This is a genomic window from Variovorax sp. PAMC 28711 (assembly GCF_001577265.1).
GTDB lineage: Bacteria > Pseudomonadota > Gammaproteobacteria > Burkholderiales > Burkholderiaceae_C > Variovorax.
This window is the reverse complement of record NZ_CP014517.1, coordinates 1,954,536-1,973,684: the sequence shown is the minus strand read 5'-3', so window position 1 is coordinate 1,973,684 and position 19,149 is coordinate 1,954,536. Positions and strand designations below refer to the sequence as shown.

Below are 19,149 nucleotides of genomic sequence, written 5' to 3'. Positions count from 1 at the left end.
TGTCAGTGGCCTGAAACGACCACCGGCACTTCTGTCGCCGGCGGCGTGTTGCGGCTGCGCCCCGCGCGCACGATGCCGTCGATCATCACCATGCCGACGCCCGGAATGTCGCCGAGCTGCACGCTTTCGAGCAGGCCCGCGGCGGGCGAGTGTTGGGCGCGGTCCATGAAGACGAAATCGGCGTCGCGGCCCACTTCGACGAGGCCGCAGTTCAGGTTGCGGATGCGTGCGGTGTTGCCGGTCGCGAAGCAGAACACCTGCTCCGGCGGAATGCTCGCGAAGGCCGAGATGAAAGCCACCATGCGCAGGATGCCGAGCGGCTGCACGCCCGAGCCGGCGGGCCCGTCGGTGCCGAGGATCACGCGATGCGGACACTTGAGTTCGATGGCCGCGCGCGCCGCGGCGATGGCGGTCTTCTCGTTGCCGTTGTGCACGATCTCGATGGCGCGCGTGCTCTTTTCGCAAAGTTCGCACACGTGGGCTTCGGGCAAGGACGTGTGGCCGCCGTTGATGTGGCCGATGATGTCGGCATCGGCTTCGAGGACCACGTCCTTGTCGATGAGGCCGGAGCCGGGAATCGACGGGCCGCCCGTGTGGATGGTGCTCTGGATGCCGTACTTGCGCGCCCACGCGACCATCTCCTTGGCCTCGTAGCCCGCCTTCACCGTGCCGAGACCGACTTCGCCCAGCAGGCTCACGCCCGCTTCGGCGAGCTCCTTGAAGTCGCTCTCGACCATGCCCTTTTCGATGATGGGCGCACCGGCCAGCACCTTCACGCCGCTCGGCCGAAAGTTGTCGTAGGCGCGCTGCGCCGTGATAGCCAGCGCCTTCAGGCCGACGATGTCTTTCGGGCGGCCGGGCAGGTGCACTTCGCCGGCGGAAATCATCGTGGTCACGCCGCCGTTCATGGTCGAATCGATCCAGCCGAGCTGGCTCTGGCGCGGCGTCCAGTCGCCGAACACCGGGTGCACGTGGCTGTCGATCAAGCCGGGCGCGACGCAGGTCTTCTTGCAGTCGATGACGGTCTTCGCGCCTTCGAGGTCACAGTCTTTTTCCTTGCCGACCGCCACGATCAACCCATCGTTCACGACGATCGTGTCGGCGTCGAGGATGGGTCGGTCGATGTCGCCCGAAAGGAGCAAACCGATGTTCCTGATGACGACTTTGCCGGACTTCGCGCCCGCAACTGCTTCTGCCATGGATGACTCCTCGTGGGTGGAGATGGATATCTTTTAATGAACGGCCGGCGTGGCGCCGACGGCGCGCAGCACGGTGTCGATCGCGAAGGTTTCCCAACGCGCCACTGCCTCGGCGGTTTCGAGCGGCTCGCCCAGGAAGGCGGTGAGCGTGTGGCGGTTCGACATGTAGAAGTAGCCGGTCGAGGCGATCAGGAGGTACACCTCGCGCGCGGCCACGTCCTTGCGGAACAGGCCCTTGGCGATGCCGCTCGCGAGCACTTCGCGGATCACGTTGATCGCGTGCGACGAATACTCGCCCGCGCGCAACGACTTCGAGATGTGCCGGCCCTTGTGCAGGTTCTCGGTGTTCAGCAGCGTGACGAACTCGGGGTTCTTGCGGTAGTAGCCGTGCACGAAACGGATCACCGCGGTGAGCGTTTCGACGGGCTGGTCGGCGTCGAGTGCGATGGCGTTCTCGGCCACGTCCATCGCGCGGTACATCTCTTCGAGCACCGCGATGAACAGGCCTTCCTTGCTGCCGAAGTAGTAATAGATCATGCGGTCGTACGACTTGGCGGCCTTCGAGATCTTCTCGACGCTGCCGCCGTCGTAGCCGTACTTCGCGAACACCTTGGTGGCCGCCTTCAGAATCGCCTTGCGCGTGGCCTGCGCCGCCGCATCGCGCACGCCGGTGCCGCGACGCACACCGTTGGCTGTCGAAACCTTGGCAACGGCCATCGATTACTTTTCGGCGAACGCGCGCTCGACCACGAAGTCGCCAGGGGTCGAGGTGTTCCCCTCTTTGAAGCCCTTGGCTTCGAGCATGTGCTTCAGGTCGACCAGCATGCCGGGGCTGCCGCACAGCATCACGCGGTCTTCGGCGGCGTTGAGCGGCGGCAGGCCGAGATCGTCGGTCAGCTTGTTGCTTTCCATCAGCTCGGTGATGCGGCCCATGTTGCGGAAATCTTCGCGCGTCACGGTCGGGTAATAGAGCAGCTGGTTCTGGATGAGCTCGCCCAGGAACTCATGCTTGGGCAGGTGGTCGAGCACGAGGTCGTGATAGGCCAGCTCGTCGACCTGGCGCACGCCGTGCACGAGGATGACCTTCTCGAACCTCTCGTACGTTTCCGGGTCGCGGATCACGCTCATGAAGGGTGCGAGGCCGGTGCCGGTGCCCAGGAGATAGAGGCGCTTGCCGGGCAGCGTGTAGTCGATGAGCAGCGTGCCGGTCGGCTTGCGGCCCACGATGATCTTGTCGCCGACCTGGATGTGCTGCAGGCGCGAAGTGAGCGGGCCGTCGTCGACCTTGATGCTCAGGAACTCGAGGTATTCCTCGTAGTTGGCGCTCGCGATGCTGTAGGCGCGCAAGAGCGGCTTGTCGTTCACGCGCAGACCGATCATCGTGAAATGCCCGTTCGAGAAACGCAGCGCGGGGTCGCGCGTCGTGGTGAAGGTGAACAGGCGGTCGGTCCAGTGGTGGACGCTGAGGACGGTTTCTTCGCTGAAGGCACTCATGGCTTGAGATTTTTCGGTGGTTCGATGGTTCGGTGAAAACGCCGTTGCGCGTTGGCATTGCATTTGCTACATTGATTTTGAATGTAGCGTTCACAACATCAAAGTGGAGTGAATGCTACACAAAGAGCAAATCGATCACAAGCACCTTCTGAGCCAGCCGGTGCTTGGCGATCTCAAGGATTTTCCACGATGACAGAACACACCAAGACAGACGGGTTACCGGGCATGGACGTGATGCCCATGGACGCCGTCGCCACTCGCGCGCCCCTGCGCAACGACAAGGTCAGCGTGCCCAAGGTCGAGTGCAACGCCTGCCCGGTGCTGTGCCAGATTTCCGAAGGCCGCACCGGCGCCTGCGACCGCTACGCCAACCGCGCCGGCACGCTGGTGCGGGTCGATCCGGTCGTGCTGCTGCGTCGCGCCGTCGAAAGCAATGCCACCGCATTGGTGCCTTTTGCACGTCCCGGTGCCGAAACGACCGCCAATGGTGCGCCGCCGGCCGCGCCCGATTGGGACGGCGACCTCCTGCTGGCCGACGAGGTCTTCGTGACTGGCGTCGGCTCGTCGACCACCTATCCCGACTACAAGCCTGCGCCGTTCATCGTCGGCTCGAAGGTGCGGGGCGTCGACATGGTGACGGTGGTGACCGAAGGCATCTTCAGTTACTGCAGCCTCAAGATCAAGATCGACACCGACCGTTTCCTTGGCGCGGAGCAGGCCAACGTCCGCTACAAGGGCGAGGTCGTCGGCCACGTCACGACGGCCGAATACGGCTCGCAGATGCTCTCGCTCGGTGGTGTGCACCACCTCACCGGCGGCAGCAAGAAGGAAGGGCGCCTGACGCTCGAACTGATGCAGCTGCTCGGCAACAAGAAGCCGGCCGAATGCCTCATCGACGGCGGGGCCGGCATCGTCATCCAGGCGGGCAAGGCGCCGATCGTCAACGGCGTCGAAGAGCAGCGCATGCGCGTGGGCTGCGGCTCGGCGGCGGTTGGCATCTTCGCGCGGCAGTTCGCCGGCGTGGCCGACGAAGTGGTGGTGGTCGACGACCACATCACCGGCGTGCTCACGCAGCACCAGGCCGGCCGCTGCCTCGACATGGCGCCCTCCGGCATCGAGATGCGCGGACGCAAGTCCACGCCAGGCCGGTACTTCCAGGTCGCGAACCCCGGCAACGGCTGGGGCGGCACCGACATCGACGATCCGCTCTCGATCATCGAAGGCTGGGAAGCCGGTGTCGCCAGGCCCGGCCTGCGGCTCCTCATGACCTCGACCACCGGCGAACATGCGCAGTGGTACGTGCTCGACAACGCCTTGCAGGCTATCGAGCAACCGATGCCCGAAGAAGTGCGCCGCATCGTCGAGCGCATCGGCGAGAACTGCGAGCCCTCGCTCTGCACCGTGTTGTTCCTCGGCGGCGCGGGCGGCAGCCTGCGCGCCGGCGTGAGCGAGAACCCGGTGCTGCTCACGCGCGCCATCAAGAACGCGCTGGTCAACGTCACCTGCGGCGGCGCACCGGCCTATGTGTGGCCCGGCGGCGGCATCACCGTGATGGTCGACGTGATGCGCATGCCCGACAACAGCTTCGGCACCGTGCCCACGCCGGCGATCGTCGCGCCCATCGAGTTCAGCATGCGGCTGGACGACTACGCAGCCCTCGGTGGCCACACGGCCAGCGTGTTCCCGCTGGAGCAGGCGCTCTCGCGCGGTGCCTGGCAGGACGACGGCGCGCCGATTGCGCGCCAGTGGCAGACGATCGACGCGGCCAATCCCTGGCCGCTCGCGCAACCCCCGATGCTCGGCTGAGGCGATGACCGCACAGCGCACCGCGCTCGACGCACATCGGTGGCATTGGAACCACGGGCCGATCGACATCGTGGCCGAAGCCCATGGCGATGTGCAGGCCGTGGCGGCCGCGCACGTTGAAGCGTGGCAGCGCTTTCAAGGCTTGCTCGGAGAACTGGTGCTCGAACTGCCGCTGCTGCGCCAGCCGGTCGGCGCCGAGTGCTTGTTGCGCAGCGGGGTCGCGCGGCGCATGTGGCGCGCCTGTGCGCCGTTCCGGCCCGCGTACATCACGTCGATGGCAGCGGTGGCTGGCAGCGTGGCCGAGGAACTCATCGCTTTCTACGACCGACCCGGCATCGATCGCGCGTGGCTCAACAACGGCGGCGACATCGCGCTGCACCTCGCGCCCGGGCACTCGGTGCGCGTCGGCCTGTTCCCGGAACTCGCGCGCTTCGACCTGCGGGACGCCGACCGCATCGCGATCGACGGGAAATTCGATGTCACGAGCGACCTGCCGGTGCGCGGTGTCGCGACCAGCGGCTGGCGTGGCCGCAGCTTTTCGCTCGGCATCGCCGACAGCGTGACCGTGCTTGCCGCCACGGCGTCGATGGCCGACGCGGCCGCGACCGTGATCGCCAACGCCGTCGACATCGACGACGCCGGCATCCACCGCAAACCGGCAAGCGACTGCAAGGACGACAGCGACCTCGGCGACCGCCTGGTGACGGTCGCGGTCGACCGGCTGGCATCCGCGCAGGTGCGTCGCGCACTGGATGCGGGCGCGGCGCGCGCCCTGCTGCTGCAGAACGCCGGACTGATCGTTTCAGCCGTGCTGGTTTGCCAGGGGCAGCACCGCACGGTCGAGCCCTTATGCTCCAACGCCGGGTCGTCGACAGCGGTGTCAGCGGCCTCTGTTGGTTCAGTATTTGCTTAACGAAAACCCCATGATCGAAATCCGCCGCGTCTTCACGCATGTCGAACACATCCACCACGAGTTCGGACCCCGCGCCGCCACGCCGTTGGTGCGCGGTGCGGTCGGTGCCGTGCTGACCAACCCGTTCGCGGGACGCTACGAACCCGACATCCTGCCGATGATGAGCCTGCTCGACCCGGTGGGCGTCGACATGGCGCACCAGCTGCTCGCCGCGATGGCGGTGCCGGTCGAAGACATCGCGACCTACGGCAAAGGCGCCATCGTCGGTGCCGCGGGCGAACTCGAACACGGCGCGCTCTGGCATGTGCCGGGCGGCTACGCGATGCGCGAGTTGCTTGGCTGGAAGGGCGACCGTAACGCCTACCGCGCCGGCCAGGCCGAAGAAAAAACCGGCCAGCCCGCGAATGCGCTGTCGATCGTGCCGTCGACCAAGAAGGTCGGCGCGCCCGGCACCACGCTCGACGTGCCGCTCACCAACATCAATGCCGCGTACGTGCGCGGCCAGTTCGACGCGATCGAAGTGCGCGTGCCCGGTGCGCCGGCCGCCGACGAGATCGTCTTCATCCTCGCGATGACGACGGGCTACCGCATCCACGACCGCGTCGGCGGGCTGCGCGCAGAAAACATCGCCAAGTGGGACGGCCTGCGCTGATCCCGTCAGAGACAAGGAACACCCCACCATGCCAGCCAACATCCGCAAACTCATCGTGCAGGTCGACGAAACGCGTGTCGAAATGGGCCAGACCATCGACCCGCCGACGCGTCGCGCCGTCGCCATCGCCGTCATCGAGAACCCGTACGCGGGCCGCTACAGCGAGAACCTCGACGACCTCATCGCCATCGGCGAAGAGCTGGGCGCACTGCTCGGCCAGAAGGCCGTCGCCGCGCTCGGCATCGCGCCGGGCGACGCGCAAAGCTACGGCAAGGCCGCCATCGTCGGCGAAGCCGGCGAACTGGAGCACGCTGCGGCGATCCTGCATCCCAAGCTCGGCGCACCGTTGCGTGTCGCCGTCGAAAAGGGTGCTGCGCTCGTGCCGTCGAGCAAGAAGCGCGGCACGCTCGGCACCGCCATCGACGTGCCGCTCGGCCACAAAGACGCCGCCTTCGTGCGCAGCCACTTCGATGCGATCGAAGCGCGCGTGTCGGACGCCCCGCGCGCCAACGAAATCGTCGTGGCCGTCGCGGTCACCGACAGCGGTCGTCCGCTGCCGCGCATCGGCGGGCTGAAGCATTCCGAAATCAAGGGCGAAGACGGTCTCCGTTGACCCGCCCTCCGAACGTTGCCGAGTTTCATTTTCTGTTCGTCCTCAAGGAGTTACCCATGAACGCACTGCGTCACGTCTTCAGCGCTGCGGCGCTCGCCACCGCTCTCGTTCCCGCGCACGCGCAGGGCGTGATCAAGATCGGCGAAGTCAACAGCTACAAGGCGCAGCCCGCCTTCCTCGAGCCCTACAAGAAGGGCATGGAGCTGGCCGTCGACGAGATCAACGCCAAGGGCGGCATCAACGGCAGGAAGGTCGAGCTCATCACGCGCGACGACAACGCCAACCCCGGCGATGCCGTGCGCGTGGCCGAAGAGCTGGTGGCCCGCGAAAAGATCGATGTGCTGACCGGCACCTTCCTGTCGAACACCGGCCTGGCCGTGGCCGACTTCGCCAAGCAGAAGAAGGTGTTCTTCCTGGCCGGCGAGCCGCTGACCGACAAGATGACCTGGCAGGGCGGCAACCAGTACACCTTCCGCCTGCGCCCCGGCACCTACATGCAGGCCGCGATGCTCGTGCCCGAAGCGGTCAAGCTGAACAAGAAGCGCTGGGCGGTCGTGTACCCCAACTACGAGTACGGCCAGTCGGCCGTCGCCGCCTTCAAGACGCTGCTGAAGGCCGCGCAGCCCGACGTCGAGTTCGTCGCCGAACAGGCGCCGCCGCTGGGCAAGGTCGACGCGGGCGCGGTTGCGCAGGCGCTGGCCGATGCCAAGCCGGACGCGATCTTCAACGTGCTCTTCGGTGCCGACCTCTCGAAGTTCGTGCGCGAAGGCAACACGCGCGGCCTCTTCAAGGACCGCGCGGTGGTGAGCGTGCTGACCGGCGAGCCCGAGTACCTCGACCCGCTCAAGGACGAGACGCCCAACGGCTGGATCGTGACCGGCTACCCGTGGTACGGCGTGCAGACGCCCGAGCACAAGGCCTTCTTCCTGGCGTACCACGACAAGTACAAGGACTATCCGCGCCTGGGTTCGGTGGTCGGCTACAGCATGATCAAGTCGGTCGCGGCCGGCATCGTCAAGGCCAAGAGCACGGAGACGCCGAAGCTCGTCGCCGCGTTCAAGGGCCTCCAGGTCGACACGCCGTTCGGCAAGATCGCCTACCGCGCGGAAGACCACCAGTCGACCATGGGCGCGTTCGTCGGCAAGACCAAGAACGACAACGGCAAGGGCGTGATGGTCGATTACACCTACTTCGACGGCGCCAAGTTCCAGCCGAGCGCCGCCGACGTCAAGAAGTCGCGTAGCGCCGACTGACCTTTCTTACTCGGAACGCTTGCACCCATGAGTCTCTCGTCCTTGCTGCTGCAGTTCCTCACCGGGCTGTCGTCGGCTTCTTCGCTGTTCCTCGTGGGGGCGGGCCTGTCGCTGATCTTCGGCGTCACGCGCATCGTCAACTTTGCGCACGGCTCCTTCTTCATGGTCGGCATTTATCTCGCCTACACGCTGGTCGACAAGCTCGGCACCGGTCTCGGGTTCTGGCCTGCGCTGGTGATCGCGGCGCTGTCGGTCGGCGTGCTCGGCGCGCTGATCGAGATGGTGCTGCTGCGCCGCATCTACAAATCGCCGGAGCTCTTCCAGCTCCTGGCGACCTTCGCACTGGTCCTCGTTATCAAGGACGCGGTGCTCTATGTCTGGGGCCCCGACGAACTGCTCGGCCCCCGCGCGCCGGGCCTGTCGGGCGCGGTCGAAATTCTCGGCCGGCAGTTCCCGACCTACGACCTGTTCCTCATCGTCGTCGGCCCGGTCGTGCTCGGCCTGATGTGGCTGCTGCTCACGCGCACGCGCTTCGGCACGCTGGTGCGCGCCGCCACGCAAGACCGCGAGATGGTCAGCGCGCTGGGCGTGAACCAGGCCTGGCTCTTCACGGCGGTGTTCGCGCTCGGCGCGATGCTCGCCGGCCTCGGCGGTGCCTTGCAGTTGCCGCGCGAACCCGCCACGCTGGCGCTCGACCTCAACACCATCGGCGCCGCGTTCGTGGTGGTGGTGGTCGGCGGCATGGGGTCGATCCCCGGGGCCTACGTGGCGGCGCTGCTGCTGTCGCAGATCAAGGCGATCTGCATCTGGCTGGGCGTGGTCGACATACTGGGCTACAGCGTGTCGTTCTCCAAGCTCACGCTGGTCACCGACTTCGTCGTGATGGCGATCGTGCTGGTGTGGCGGCCGTGGGGCCTGTTCGGTCGTCCGCAGGCGCCGAGCCGCTACGTCGGCATGGCCGAAGAGCCGCTGCGCCGCGCGAGCAAGGGCTACCTGTGGCTCGTGGGGGCGCTCGGCCTCGTGCTGATGGCAATGCCGTGGCTCACGGCCAGCTCGCCCTACACGACGGTGCTGATGATCGACCTGCTGATCGCCGCGCTGTTCGCCGCCAGCCTGCACTTCATCATGGGGCCGGCCGGCATGCACTCGTTCGGCCATGCGGCGTACTTCGGCCTGGGTGCGTATGGCGCCGCGCTGCTGGTGCGCTCGAGCGGCCTGCCGATGGAAGTCGCGCTGATCCTGGCGCCACTGGTCGCCGCCCTCGGCGCGCTGGTCTACGGCTGGTTCGCGGTGCGGCTCTCTGGTGTGTACCTCGCGATGCTCACCCTGGCCTTCGCGCAGATCACCTGGGCCGTCGTGTACCAGTGGGATTCGTTCACCGGCGGCAGCAACGGCCTCACCGGCGTCTGGCCCTCGGAATGGCTGTCGGACAAGCGCATGTACTACTGGCTCACGCTGGTGCTCGTCGCGGCCGGCATCCTGCTCTTGCGCCGCGTGCTGTTCTCGCCCTTCGGCTACGCGCTGCGCGCGGGCCGCGATTCGGTGCTGCGCGCCGATGCGATCGGCATCGACGTCAAGCGCATGCAGTGGACGGCCTTCGTCATCGCCGGTGCGGCGGCCGGCCTCGCGGGTTCGCTCTACGCATTCTCGAAAGGCAGCATCTCGCCTGAAAGCCTGAGCGTCGACAAGTCGGTCGATGGCCTGGTGATGGTGCTGCTCGGCGGCATCCAGACGCTGGCCGGCCCGGTGGTCGGCGCGGTCACCTTCAGCTGGCTGCACGACACGGTCGCGCGCAACACCGACTACTGGCGCGCGATGCTCGGCGCGATCATCCTGCTGCTGGTGCTGCTGTTTCCGCAGGGCATTGCCGGCTTCGCCAAGCAGCTGTTCGACAAACTCAAACGCAAGGAGGCCAAGGCATGAGCGCAGCCCCATTGCTCAAGGTCGACAACCTCGGCAAATCGTTCGGCGGCGTGAAAGCCGTCGACGGCATCAGCTTCGAGCTCAAGGCGGGTGAACTGCTCGCATTGATCGGCCCCAACGGCGCGGGCAAGTCGACCACCTTCAACATGGTCAACGGCCAGCTCAAGGCCGACCAGGGCTCGATCCTGTTCGGCGGCCACGAGCTCGTCGGCCAGAAACCGCGATCGATCTGGCGCCTGGGTGTCGGTCGCACCTTCCAGATCGCCGAGACCTTCGCATCGCTCACCGTGGTGGAGAACGTGCAGATGGCGATGCTGTCGCACGATGGCAAGCTGTTCTCGATGTGGCGCCGTGCGGCCGACCACCAACGCGACGAAGCGATCGCATTGCTCGACCAGGTCGGCATGAAGGCGCAGGCCGACCGGCCTTGCAGCGAGCTCGCGTACGGCGACGTCAAGCGCGTCGAACTCGCGATCGCGATGGCCAACGCGCCCAAGCTGCTGCTGATGGACGAGCCGACCGCCGGCATGGCGCCGAAGGAGCGCAACTCGCTCATGGCACTCACCAAGGACCTGGTGATCAGCCGCGGCCTCGCGGTGCTCTTCACCGAGCACAGCATGGACGTGGTCTTCGCCTATGCCGACCGCATGATCGTGCTGGCCCGTGGGCGACTCATCGCGCAAGGAAAGCCGCTCGAGATTCGCGACCATCCGAAAGTGCAGGAGGTGTACTTCGGCAGCGGCAAGACCTTCGAGAAGATCGCAGAGAAGGCCGCCGAAGTGAACGCGGCGGTGGGAGCAGGCACATGAGCACACACGAGACATTGCTGACCGCCAAGTCGCTGTGCGCCTGGTACGGCGCCGCGCAGATCCTGTATGACGTCGACCTCGAAGTGCGCCGCGGCGAGGTCGTGGCGCTGATGGGCCGCAACGGCGCCGGCAAGTCGACCACGCTCAAGGCGCTGATCGGCATGCTGACCAAGCGCAAGGGCACTGTGAGCTTTCTCGGTCACGACATTTCGAAAAGCGAGCCGCACGTGGCCGCGCGTCTGGGCCTCGGCTTCGTGCCCGAAGACCGACGCGTGTTCACCGACTTGACGGTGATGGAGAACCTGGAAGTCGGCAAGCAGGCCGCGCGCCAGTGGACCGACGGCACGGCCGCACCCGTTTGGACGCCCGACAAGCTCTTCAAGCTCTTCCCCAACCTCGGCGAGATGCCGCAGCGACCCGGTGGCCGCATGAGCGGCGGCGAGCAGCAGATGCTCACCGTCGCGCGCACGCTGATGGGCAACCCCTACCTGGTGCTGCTCGACGAGCCTTCGGAAGGCGTCGCGCCGGTCATCGTCGAGCAGATGGCCCACATGATTCTCGAACTCAAGGCGCAGGGCGTGAGCATCCTGCTCTCCGAGCAGAACATGCACTTCGCGGAGCTGGTGTCCGATCGCGCCTATGTGCTCGAGAAGGGCCAGATCCGTTACCAGGCGTCGATGGAAGAACTTGCTGCCAACGACGAAGTGCGCCGCGCCTACTTATCGGTATGACCCCCAGTCTTCGCGCACTTCGTGTCGCTACGCCAACCCCCTTCCAGGGGGCAACGCCGGCGGCCCGGCAAAGCCGGTTCCGCGGCATTCCTGGAATAGTCCACTGTCACCACCAAGGAGCTTCATCATGAAACGCAGAACCATCCTTCAAGCTGGCACCGTCTTCGGCCTCTTCGCCATGGCGCCCCAGCTCTTTGCGGCCGGCAAGATCAAGCCCGGCGCCAAGGCCGCGCTGATCGTGGTCGATGTGCAGAACTGCTTTCTCGACGGCGGCACGCTGGCGGTGAAGGACGGCAATGCGGTGATCCCGGTCATCAACCAGCTGGCGCCGATGTTCGAGAACGTGGTGGTCACGCAGGACTGGCACACCGCAGGCCACGCGTCGTTCGCCACCACCTACACCGGCAAGAAGCCTTTCGAGACGACGAAGCTCAAGTACGGCACGCAGGTGCTCTGGCCCGACCACTGCGTGCAGGGCACCGAAGACGCCGAGCTCGGCAAGGCGCTCAAGGTGCCGACCGCGCAGCTCATCATCCGCAAGGGTTTCCACAAGGACATGGACAGCTACTCGGCCTTCGAGGAAGCCGACCACAAGACCGCGACCGGCCTGGCCGGCTACCTGAAGGCGCGCGGCATCAAGACGGTGTTCGTCACCGGCCTGGCCACCGACTTCTGCGTGGCCTGGACCGCGATGGACGCGCGCAAGGCCGGCTTCGAGGCTTACGTGATCGAAGACGCGACGCGCGGCATCGACCTGAACGGCTCCGTCGCCAAGGCCTGGAAAGACATGGCGGCCAAGGGCGTCAAGCGCATCCAGTCGTCCGACATCGCCTCGGCTTGATCCGCGTTGCCGCAGTTCAGGGTCAACGGCCACACGCATGAACTCGCGCCTTCGCGCGAGGCGTCGCTGCTGCACCTGCTGCGCAACGAACTCGGATTGAACGGCCCCAAATACGGCTGCGGACTCGGCCAGTGCGGGGCCTGTACGGTGATGGTCGACGGCGTCGCGGCGCGTTCCTGCGCGATCCCGGCGCTTGGCGTTTCGGGCCGCGAGATCACCACGCTCGAAGGCCTCGGCTCGCGCGGTGCGTGGCATCCGGTGCAGGCGGCTTTCGAAGCCGCGCAGGCCGCGCAGTGCGGCTATTGCCTCAATGGCATGGTGATGCAGGCGGCTGCCTTGCTGGCGCGCGAACCGCATCCGAGCGAGCAGCGCATTCGTGAAGAACTTTCGGGCAACCTGTGCCGCTGCGGCACCCACGTCGAGATCGTTCGCGCGGTGCAGGGCGCGGCACTGCGCATGGCCGGAGGCGCACCGTCGTGACGCCGCGCGGTGCCCATCCGCCGCTGTCGCGCGCCGGCTTCCTGAATGCCGGCGGCGTGCTCCTCGTGGTGCGTCCGACGCCACCGGCGCCACCGCCCGCCAAGGGTCAGCCCGCGCTGGTGTCGGGCAATCCGGCCGAAGGCGACGAGGTGCTGCTCGCGGTATGGGACGACGGCAGCGTCACCGCGCTGCATGGCCATGTCGACCTGGGCACCGGCATCCGCACCGCGCTGGGCCAGGTCGTGGCCGAAGAGCTCGACCTCGCGCTCGACCGCGTGACCGTCGTGCTCGGCGACACCGCGCGTGCGCCGAACCAGGGCGCCACCATCGCGAGCGCGTCGCTCCAGATCCACGCGCAGCCGCTGCGCCTGGCGGCCGCGCAGGCCGCCGCGTGGTTGCGCGAGCATGGCGGCGTGGAGGCGCTCCGGCAACAGCGCGTGCGGCTGCCGCTCGATGCGCGGACCTCCGTCAAACATCCCGACGACTACCGCGTCGTCGGCACCTCGCAGCCGCGCGTCGACATCCCGGCCAAGCTCGCCGGCGAGCTCGTCTTCGTGCACGACATGCGCGTGCCCGGCATGCTGCACGGCCGCGTGGTGCGGCCACCGTACGCGGGCGCGGACCACGGCGACTTCATCGGCAACACGCTCGATTCGGTCGACGCGTCGTCGATCGCGCACATCCCCGGCATCCGCAAAGTGGTGGTGATCCGCGACTTCGTCGGCATCGTGGCCGAGCGCGAGGAGCATGCCGAGCAGGCGCTGCGCGACCTGCGCGTCATCTGGAAAAGCTGGCCGGGCATGCCGGACGTGTCGAACGTGGCCCAGGCCATTCGCAACCACCCGTCGACGCAGCGCCTGCTGGTCGACGAGGGCGACGCCGACGCCGCCATCGCCGGCGCGTCGCAGGCGATGCGGCGCACGTACGTGTGGCCCTACCAGATGCACGCGTCGATCGGGCCGTCGTGTGCGCTGGCCGACTGGCAACCGCAGGACGGCACTGCGATGCAGTTGCGCGTGTGGGCCGGCACGCAGAACCCGCACGTGCTGCGCGCCGATCTGGCCAGGCTCATGGCGATCGACGACATCGCGGTCGACGTGGTGCGCATGGAAGCGGCTGGTTGCTACGGCCGCAACGGCGCCGACGACGTGGCGGCCGATGCGGCGCTGCTCGCGCGTGCCGTCGGTGCGCCGGTGCGCGTGCAGCTCACGCGCGAACAGGAGAACGCGTGGGACCCGAAGGGCGCCGCGCAGCTGATGGAGGTGAACGGCGGCCTCGATGCGAACGGCGCCATCGCGGCCTACGACTTCGAAACGTCGTACCCGTCGAATGGCGCGCCGACGCTCGCCTTGCTGCTCACCGGCACCGTCGACGCCGTGCCGCACGCCTACGAGATGGGCGACCGCACGGCGCGCCCGCCCTACGCGGTCGACAACCTGCGCGTGAAGGTCAACGACATGGCGCCGATCGTGCGCGCCTCGTGGCTGCGCGGCGTGTCGGCGTTGCCGAGCTCGTTCGCGCACGAGTCGTACATCGACGAGCTCGCGACCGCCGCCGGCATCGACCCGGTGCAGTTCCGGCTGCGCTACCTGAACGATCCGCGCGCCATCGACCTCGTGCAGGCGACGGCGCAGAAGGCCGGCTGGCGCCTGCGCACCGGCCCGCAGGAAAACGCGGACGGCGGACTCGGGCAGGGCGGCGACATCCTCTTCGGCCAGGGCTTCGCCTACGCACGCTACGTGCACAGCAAGTGGCCCGGCTACGGCGCGGCGTGGTCGGCGTGGGTGGCCGACGTGGAGGTGAACCGCACCACCGGCGAAGTGCATGTGCGCCGCGTGGTCGTCGGCCACGACGCGGGCCTCACGGTGAACCCGGCAGGCGTCGAGCATCAGGTCCACGGCAACGTGATCCAGACCACCAGCCGCGCGCTCATGGAAGAAGTGCGCTTCGCGCGACAGCAGCCCGAGGCGCCGCAGGCTGGCGAACGGTTGCCGGGCCTGCGCCCCTCGGGCGTGGTCGCGAGCGCCGAATGGGGCGGCTACCCGATCCTCCAATTCCGTGACGTGCCGGTGATCGAGGTGGTGCAGATGGCGCGCCCCGGCGAGCCGCCGCTCGGGGCCGGCGAATCGTCGTCGGTGCCCGGCACGGCGGCGATCGCGAATGCGATCTTCGATGCGACGGGCGTGCGTTTTCGGGAGCCGCCGTTCACGCCGGAGAAGGTTTTCGCTGCGTTGAACCCGGACTTTCTCCCTCCCCCCCCGGGGGAGGGCAGGGGTGGGGGCGAGCGGCGGTTGAACAGTGACGCCATCGTGCCCCCATCCCCACCTTCCCCCGGGAGGGGAAGGCGCAAGACAGTGTGGGCAACGAGCGCAGCCCTCGTCGTCGGCGGCATCGGCGTCGTGCTCGGCCTCTTCGGCTGGCGTGCATCGATCGCCCCCGTGGCGCTCAGCGCGCCCGTCTACAGCGCCTCCACCATCGAACGCGGTCGCGTGCTTGCATCGCTCGGCGATTGCGCCGTGTGCCACACCGCGCCGGGCGGCACGCCGAACGCCGGTGGCCGCGCGATGGACACACCCTTCGGCACGCTCTACACGACCAACCTCACGCCCGATACAGCCACCGGCCTCGGCGCCTGGTCGTTCAGCGCCTTCCAACGCGCGATGCGCGAAGGCGTCTCGCGCGACGGCCATCACCTGTATCCGGCCTTCCCGTACACCGCGTTCGCGAAGACCAGCGACGACGACCTCCAGGCGCTCTACGCCTACCTGCAATCGCTGCCGGCAGTGCGCGCGGAAACGCCGAAGTCCGCGCTCGCCTTTCCGTTCAGCGTGCGTCCGCTCATGGCTGGCTGGAACGCGCTGTTCCACGACCCTGCGCCGTACCAGCCGGTCGCGACGCAAACGGCCGAATGGAATCGCGGCGCCTACCTCGTGAACGGCCTCGGCCACTGCGGCGCCTGCCACACGCCGCGCAATGCGCTCGGCGCGGAGCAGGGCGGCAGCGCGTTCCTCGCCGGTGCCATCGCCGGTGGGTGGGAAGCGCCCGCGCTCACCGCGTTGTCGACGGCCGCCGTGCCGTGGGACGCCGACGCGCTCTACCGGTATCTGCGCAACGGTCACTCGCCGCGCCACGGCATCGCGGGCGGGCCGATGGCCGAGGTGGTGCGCGAACTGCAGCAGGTGCCCGACGACGACATCCGCGCCATGTCGACCTACCTCGCGTCGTTCACCCCGGCGCCGAAAGACGCGCCGGCCATCGCGCAACTCGCCGTGCAGACCGCCGCGGCCGGCAAGGGCCGGCTGCTCGGCCCCTCGCAGCGCATGTTCGACAGCGCGTGCGCCGCCTGTCACCACGACGGCGCCGGCCCGACGCTGCTCGGCGTGAACACGCCGCTCGCGCTGAACGGCAACCTGACGAGCGACCGGCCCGACAACCTGCTGCGCACCATCCTCGACGGCATCCGCGAGCCGGCCACGAAAGACATCGGCTTCATGCCCGCGTTCCGCGAGTCGCTCGACGACGCGCAGGTCGCCGAACTCGCCGGCTACATGCGCGCGCGCTTCGCGCCGCAAGCCGCGCCGTGGGCCGACCTGCCCGCGCAGGTCGCGCGCGTGCGGGCGCTCAAGCCGCACTGAGCGTTCGTCTTTACCATCGGGCCAGGAGACAACACACCATGGCCCTTGAACTCACCCCCGCGTCCAGCCTGCCCCGCGACCCCGAACGCGCCACCCTGATCGGCCGCCTCTGGCAGCCCGATGTGGGGCCGACGCTCGTCGCCGTGCACGAAGGCGGCCTCTACGATCTGTCGACGCTCGCGCCGACCGCGAGCGACCTGCTCGAAGCCGAAGGGTCTCCGTCGGCCGCCGTCCACCATGCGCTGCAATCGGGCGAGCTCCCTCGCATCGCCGACCTGGCCGCCATGCTCGCCAATGGCGACGAATCCGCACGCGACACCGCGCTGCCCTGGCTGCTCGCACCCTGCGACTTGCAAGCCGTGAAAGCCAGCGGCGTGACCTTCATCGCCAGCCTGCTGGAACGCGTGATCGAAGAGCAGGCGCGTGGCGACGCGTCGCGCGCCGACGCGATCCGCGCCGGCTTGACCGAGGTGCTCGGCGACAACCTCGCCGGCATCGTGCCGGGCTCGCCCGAGGCCGCGAAGGTGAAGGAACTGCTGATCGCGCAAGGCGCCTGGTCCCAGTACCTCGAGGTCGGCATCGGGCCCGACGCGGAGATCTTCACCAAGGCGCCGGTGCTGGCGGCGGTCGGCACCGGCGCCGATGTCGGCATCCATTCGGGCTCGGTCTGGAACAACCCCGAACCCGAAGTCGTGCTGGCCGTGAACAGCCGCGGTCAGACGCTCGGCGCCGCGCTCGGCAACGACGTGAACCTGCGCGACTTCGAAGGCCGCAGCGCGCTCCTGCTCGGCAAGGCGAAGGACAACAACGCGTCCTGCGCGATCGGGCCGTTCATCCGGCTGTTCGACGACGGCTTCGGCATCGACGACGTCCGGCGCATCACCGTCGGCCTGCGCGTCGAGGGGCCGGAAGGCTTCACGTTGGAGGGGTCCAGCTCGCTGTCGAAGATCAGCCGCGACCCGCTCGACCTCGTGGCGCAGGCGATCGGCCCGCACCATGCCTATCCCGACGGACTGATGCTGTTCCTCGGCACGATGTTTGCGCCGACGCAAGACCGGCACGGCCCCGGCCAGGGCTTCACGCACGTGGTGAACGACCGCGTGACGATCTTCGCGCCCGAGCTCGGCGCGCTGGTCAATCGCGTGGTGCACGCCGACCAGGCACCGCGCTGGAGCTTCGGCATCTCGGCGCTCATGCGCAACCTGGCGAAGCGCGGTCTTCTCTAGCGCGCTACGGCGGCGGATTCAGAGCGGCAAGCAGCGCAACTGGACCTGCGGTGATTGCAGCTTGTCGGCGTACCAGCCGTCGCGCGCCGGGGAGATAAGGGCGCCAAGGCTGTCCATCAGCGCAACACTGTCGTTGGCCTTCGCGTCGCGGTAGCACTTGCCCAGGTTGTCGATCGTGGCGCGCAACGCGACGGCTTGCTGCGGCTGCGTCTTTTCCAGGGCAGCGGCGCTGTCGGCAAGCCACTTCTCGTAGGCCGCGAGCGTTTGTTCGGGCAGTTTGGCCGCCTCTTCCTTGGGAATCATGGTGGCGTAGAGCTTCTGCAGGCTGTCCGCGCCGCCCTGGCCCATGCGCAGGCTCACGTCGTACAGCGTCTCGAAAGCGCCCTGCCGATAGATCACTTTTCGCACCTTGTAGTCGAGCTGGCCCTTCTCGCCGCCCAGCAACTGCACCAGCTCGCGCGCTTTGGCACTGTTCGGGTCCTGCGCGAAATTGGCCTGCAGCGCACTGGCGATGTCGGCGTCGGCCGGGAAGGTCACGCCGTTGCGGGTGACGGCGGCGCTGTCAGAGTCGCGGTGGCAAGCCGTCAGGCTGCAGGCAACAACGACGATGACGAGTGGAAAAACGCGGGAAAAGTTCAGCATGGGCACGCTTGGCGAGTGAAAGGGCCCCCAGTTTGCGCGAGTGCGCGCTCGCATCCTGTGCGACTGGTCTGACAGGATCGGCCCGATATGCCACTCCTTTGTGAGGTCATGTTTCGAAATGGCCACCCGGCGGTCGAGAAGCAACGTGCACCCGCTGCCTTACGGGTTGACAGGCGTCCGAACTGACGCGTTGGGTCATTTTCTAGGGTTTTCCCTTAGGAAAAGCCGGCCTTTGTCACTCTGACCTAAACCTTTTGCGCTCATTGGCTGCCAAAGGCACACCTGGCCCTGCCAACGGCACCCCGCTCATGAGCGTGAAAACTTCACAAATTTGCAGGGTTTCCGGTTCAATTTGTAAGCAATTGCCGTTTGAACAGCAATTTACAACTATGACCCAAGGTGTCACATCGCCTCGGTAGATTGCTCCTCGTGGCCTTCGAGAAGGGCCGCGCATTCACCCCTTCAACCTCAATCTGTTCAGGAGTTACACATGAAGAAATTCGCTGCAGCCGGCATCGTCACCCTCGCTTTCTTTTCCGCCAGCGCCTTCGCACAAAGCGGCGGCATCAGTATTCCGGGCGTGGGCAAGGCCAATGGCTCGACCGGCTCCGAAGTGACCAACAGCAAGATCACCGTCAGCAACAACTCGGCGAAGAACGTTCTGGCCGGCGGCGGCTCGGCTGGCATCAAGATCGCCACCGTCGAAATGAGCGGCATGGCCAACGTGAACAGCGTGAACATCACCGGTTCGAAGGTGAAGAACAGCGAAATCATGGTCACCGGGAACTCCGCAGAAGACATCAAGGCCATCGGCGGCACCGCCAATGTGAACTCCGTCAATATCAACTGATATTGAGTCGAGAGCCGTTGCGTCGTCGGCACGGAGCCTTCGTTCGCACCACCCGGCCCGCCTGAACGGGCCCTCCATTGGA

General features: G+C 67.2%; 17 protein-coding genes. 13 read left to right on the top strand and 4 right to left on the bottom strand.

Going from position 1 to position 19,149, the window contains the following annotated elements:
• Nucleotides 1-2 precede the first annotated feature (2 nt).
• Genes AX767_RS09800 through AX767_RS09790 form a run of 3 tightly spaced genes read right to left on the bottom strand, consistent with a single transcriptional unit; the run spans nt 3 to nt 2,693 of the window.
• Nucleotides 3-1,199: an amidohydrolase family protein gene (locus AX767_RS09800; protein WP_068630845.1), complete on the bottom strand. Its 1,197-nt coding sequence runs from the start codon at nt 1,197-1,199 to the stop codon at nt 3-5.
• A 33-nt stretch (nt 1,200-1,232) separates the two neighbouring features.
• Nucleotides 1,233-1,916, bottom strand: a complete 684-nt coding sequence (locus AX767_RS09795) for a TetR family transcriptional regulator (RefSeq protein ID WP_068630843.1) — start codon at nt 1,914-1,916, stop codon at nt 1,233-1,235.
• Nucleotides 1,917-1,919: 3 nt separating this feature from the next.
• Nucleotides 1,920-2,693: a ferredoxin--NADP reductase gene (locus AX767_RS09790; protein ID WP_068630841.1), complete on the bottom strand. Its 774-nt coding sequence runs from the start codon at nt 2,691-2,693 to the stop codon at nt 1,920-1,922.
• A gap of 189 nt (nt 2,694-2,882) precedes the next feature.
• On the opposite strand from AX767_RS09790, the gene AX767_RS09785 reads away from it, so the two are divergent.
• The 12 genes from AX767_RS09785 (at nt 2,883) to AX767_RS09730 (ending at nt 17,575) form a co-directional block, all read left to right on the top strand.
• Nucleotides 2,883-4,499, top strand: coding sequence for a 6-hydroxynicotinate reductase (locus tag AX767_RS09785; RefSeq protein ID WP_068630839.1), 1,617 nt, complete (start codon nt 2,883-2,885; stop codon nt 4,497-4,499).
• Nucleotides 4,500-4,503: 4 nt separating this feature from the next.
• A complete protein-coding gene (locus AX767_RS09780; protein ID WP_068630837.1) occupies nt 4,504-5,412 on the top strand; it encodes a UPF0280 family protein in 909 nt (302 codons plus the stop codon).
• A gap of 10 nt (nt 5,413-5,422) precedes the next feature.
• Nucleotides 5,423-6,064: an amino acid synthesis family protein gene (locus AX767_RS09775; RefSeq protein WP_068630834.1), complete on the top strand. Its 642-nt coding sequence runs from the start codon at nt 5,423-5,425 to the stop codon at nt 6,062-6,064.
• Between the two features lie 28 nt (nt 6,065-6,092).
• Nucleotides 6,093-6,677 carry an amino acid synthesis family protein gene (locus AX767_RS09770; RefSeq protein WP_068630832.1) on the top strand — a complete coding sequence of 195 codons (585 nt, stop codon included), beginning with the start codon at nt 6,093-6,095 and terminating at the stop codon, nt 6,675-6,677.
• A 56-nt stretch (nt 6,678-6,733) separates the two neighbouring features.
• Nucleotides 6,734-7,930 (top strand): ABC transporter substrate-binding protein, encoded by a 1,197-nt coding sequence (locus AX767_RS09765; protein ID WP_068630830.1) that lies wholly within the window; start codon nt 6,734-6,736, stop codon nt 7,928-7,930.
• A gap of 27 nt (nt 7,931-7,957) precedes the next feature.
• Nucleotides 7,958-9,853 carry an ABC transporter permease gene (locus AX767_RS09760; protein ID WP_068630828.1) on the top strand — a complete coding sequence of 632 codons (1,896 nt, stop codon included), beginning with the start codon at nt 7,958-7,960 and terminating at the stop codon, nt 9,851-9,853.
• Nucleotides 9,850-10,662, top strand: coding sequence for an ABC transporter ATP-binding protein (locus AX767_RS09755; RefSeq protein ID WP_068630825.1), 813 nt, complete (start codon nt 9,850-9,852; stop codon nt 10,660-10,662). Before AX767_RS09760 ends, AX767_RS09755 begins: the two co-directional genes overlap by 4 nt.
• Nucleotides 10,659-11,393 (top strand): ABC transporter ATP-binding protein, encoded by a 735-nt coding sequence (locus AX767_RS09750; protein ID WP_068630824.1) that lies wholly within the window; start codon nt 10,659-10,661, stop codon nt 11,391-11,393. Before AX767_RS09755 ends, AX767_RS09750 begins: the two co-directional genes overlap by 4 nt.
• Before the next feature lie 127 nt (nt 11,394-11,520).
• Entirely contained in the window at nt 11,521-12,234 is a 714-nt protein-coding gene (pncA, locus tag AX767_RS09745; protein ID WP_068630822.1) for a bifunctional nicotinamidase/pyrazinamidase, read from the top strand.
• 6 nt (nt 12,235-12,240) lie between these two features.
• Entirely contained in the window at nt 12,241-12,714 is a 474-nt protein-coding gene (locus AX767_RS09740) for a (2Fe-2S)-binding protein (protein WP_068630820.1), read from the top strand.
• Nucleotides 12,711-16,349 carry a molybdopterin cofactor-binding domain-containing protein gene (locus AX767_RS09735; protein WP_068630818.1) on the top strand — a complete coding sequence of 1,213 codons (3,639 nt, stop codon included), beginning with the start codon at nt 12,711-12,713 and terminating at the stop codon, nt 16,347-16,349. Before AX767_RS09740 ends, AX767_RS09735 begins: the two co-directional genes overlap by 4 nt.
• A gap of 38 nt (nt 16,350-16,387) precedes the next feature.
• The gene (locus AX767_RS09730) at nt 16,388-17,575 is read left to right on the top strand and encodes a fumarylacetoacetate hydrolase family protein (RefSeq protein ID WP_068630816.1); all 1,188 of its coding nucleotides are present in this window, start codon (nt 16,388-16,390) and stop codon (nt 17,573-17,575) included.
• An 18-nt stretch (nt 17,576-17,593) separates the two neighbouring features.
• Here AX767_RS09730 and AX767_RS09725 read toward each other — a convergent pair whose 3' ends face one another.
• Nucleotides 17,594-18,217 (bottom strand): hypothetical protein, encoded by a 624-nt coding sequence (locus AX767_RS09725; RefSeq protein WP_068630814.1) that lies wholly within the window; start codon nt 18,215-18,217, stop codon nt 17,594-17,596.
• A gap of 490 nt (nt 18,218-18,707) precedes the next feature.
• Here AX767_RS09725 and AX767_RS09720 point away from each other — a divergent pair, with 490 nt between their 5' ends.
• Nucleotides 18,708-19,067: a hypothetical protein gene (locus AX767_RS09720; RefSeq protein ID WP_068630812.1), complete on the top strand. Its 360-nt coding sequence runs from the start codon at nt 18,708-18,710 to the stop codon at nt 19,065-19,067.
• The last annotated feature ends 82 nt before the right edge of the window (nt 19,068-19,149 follow it).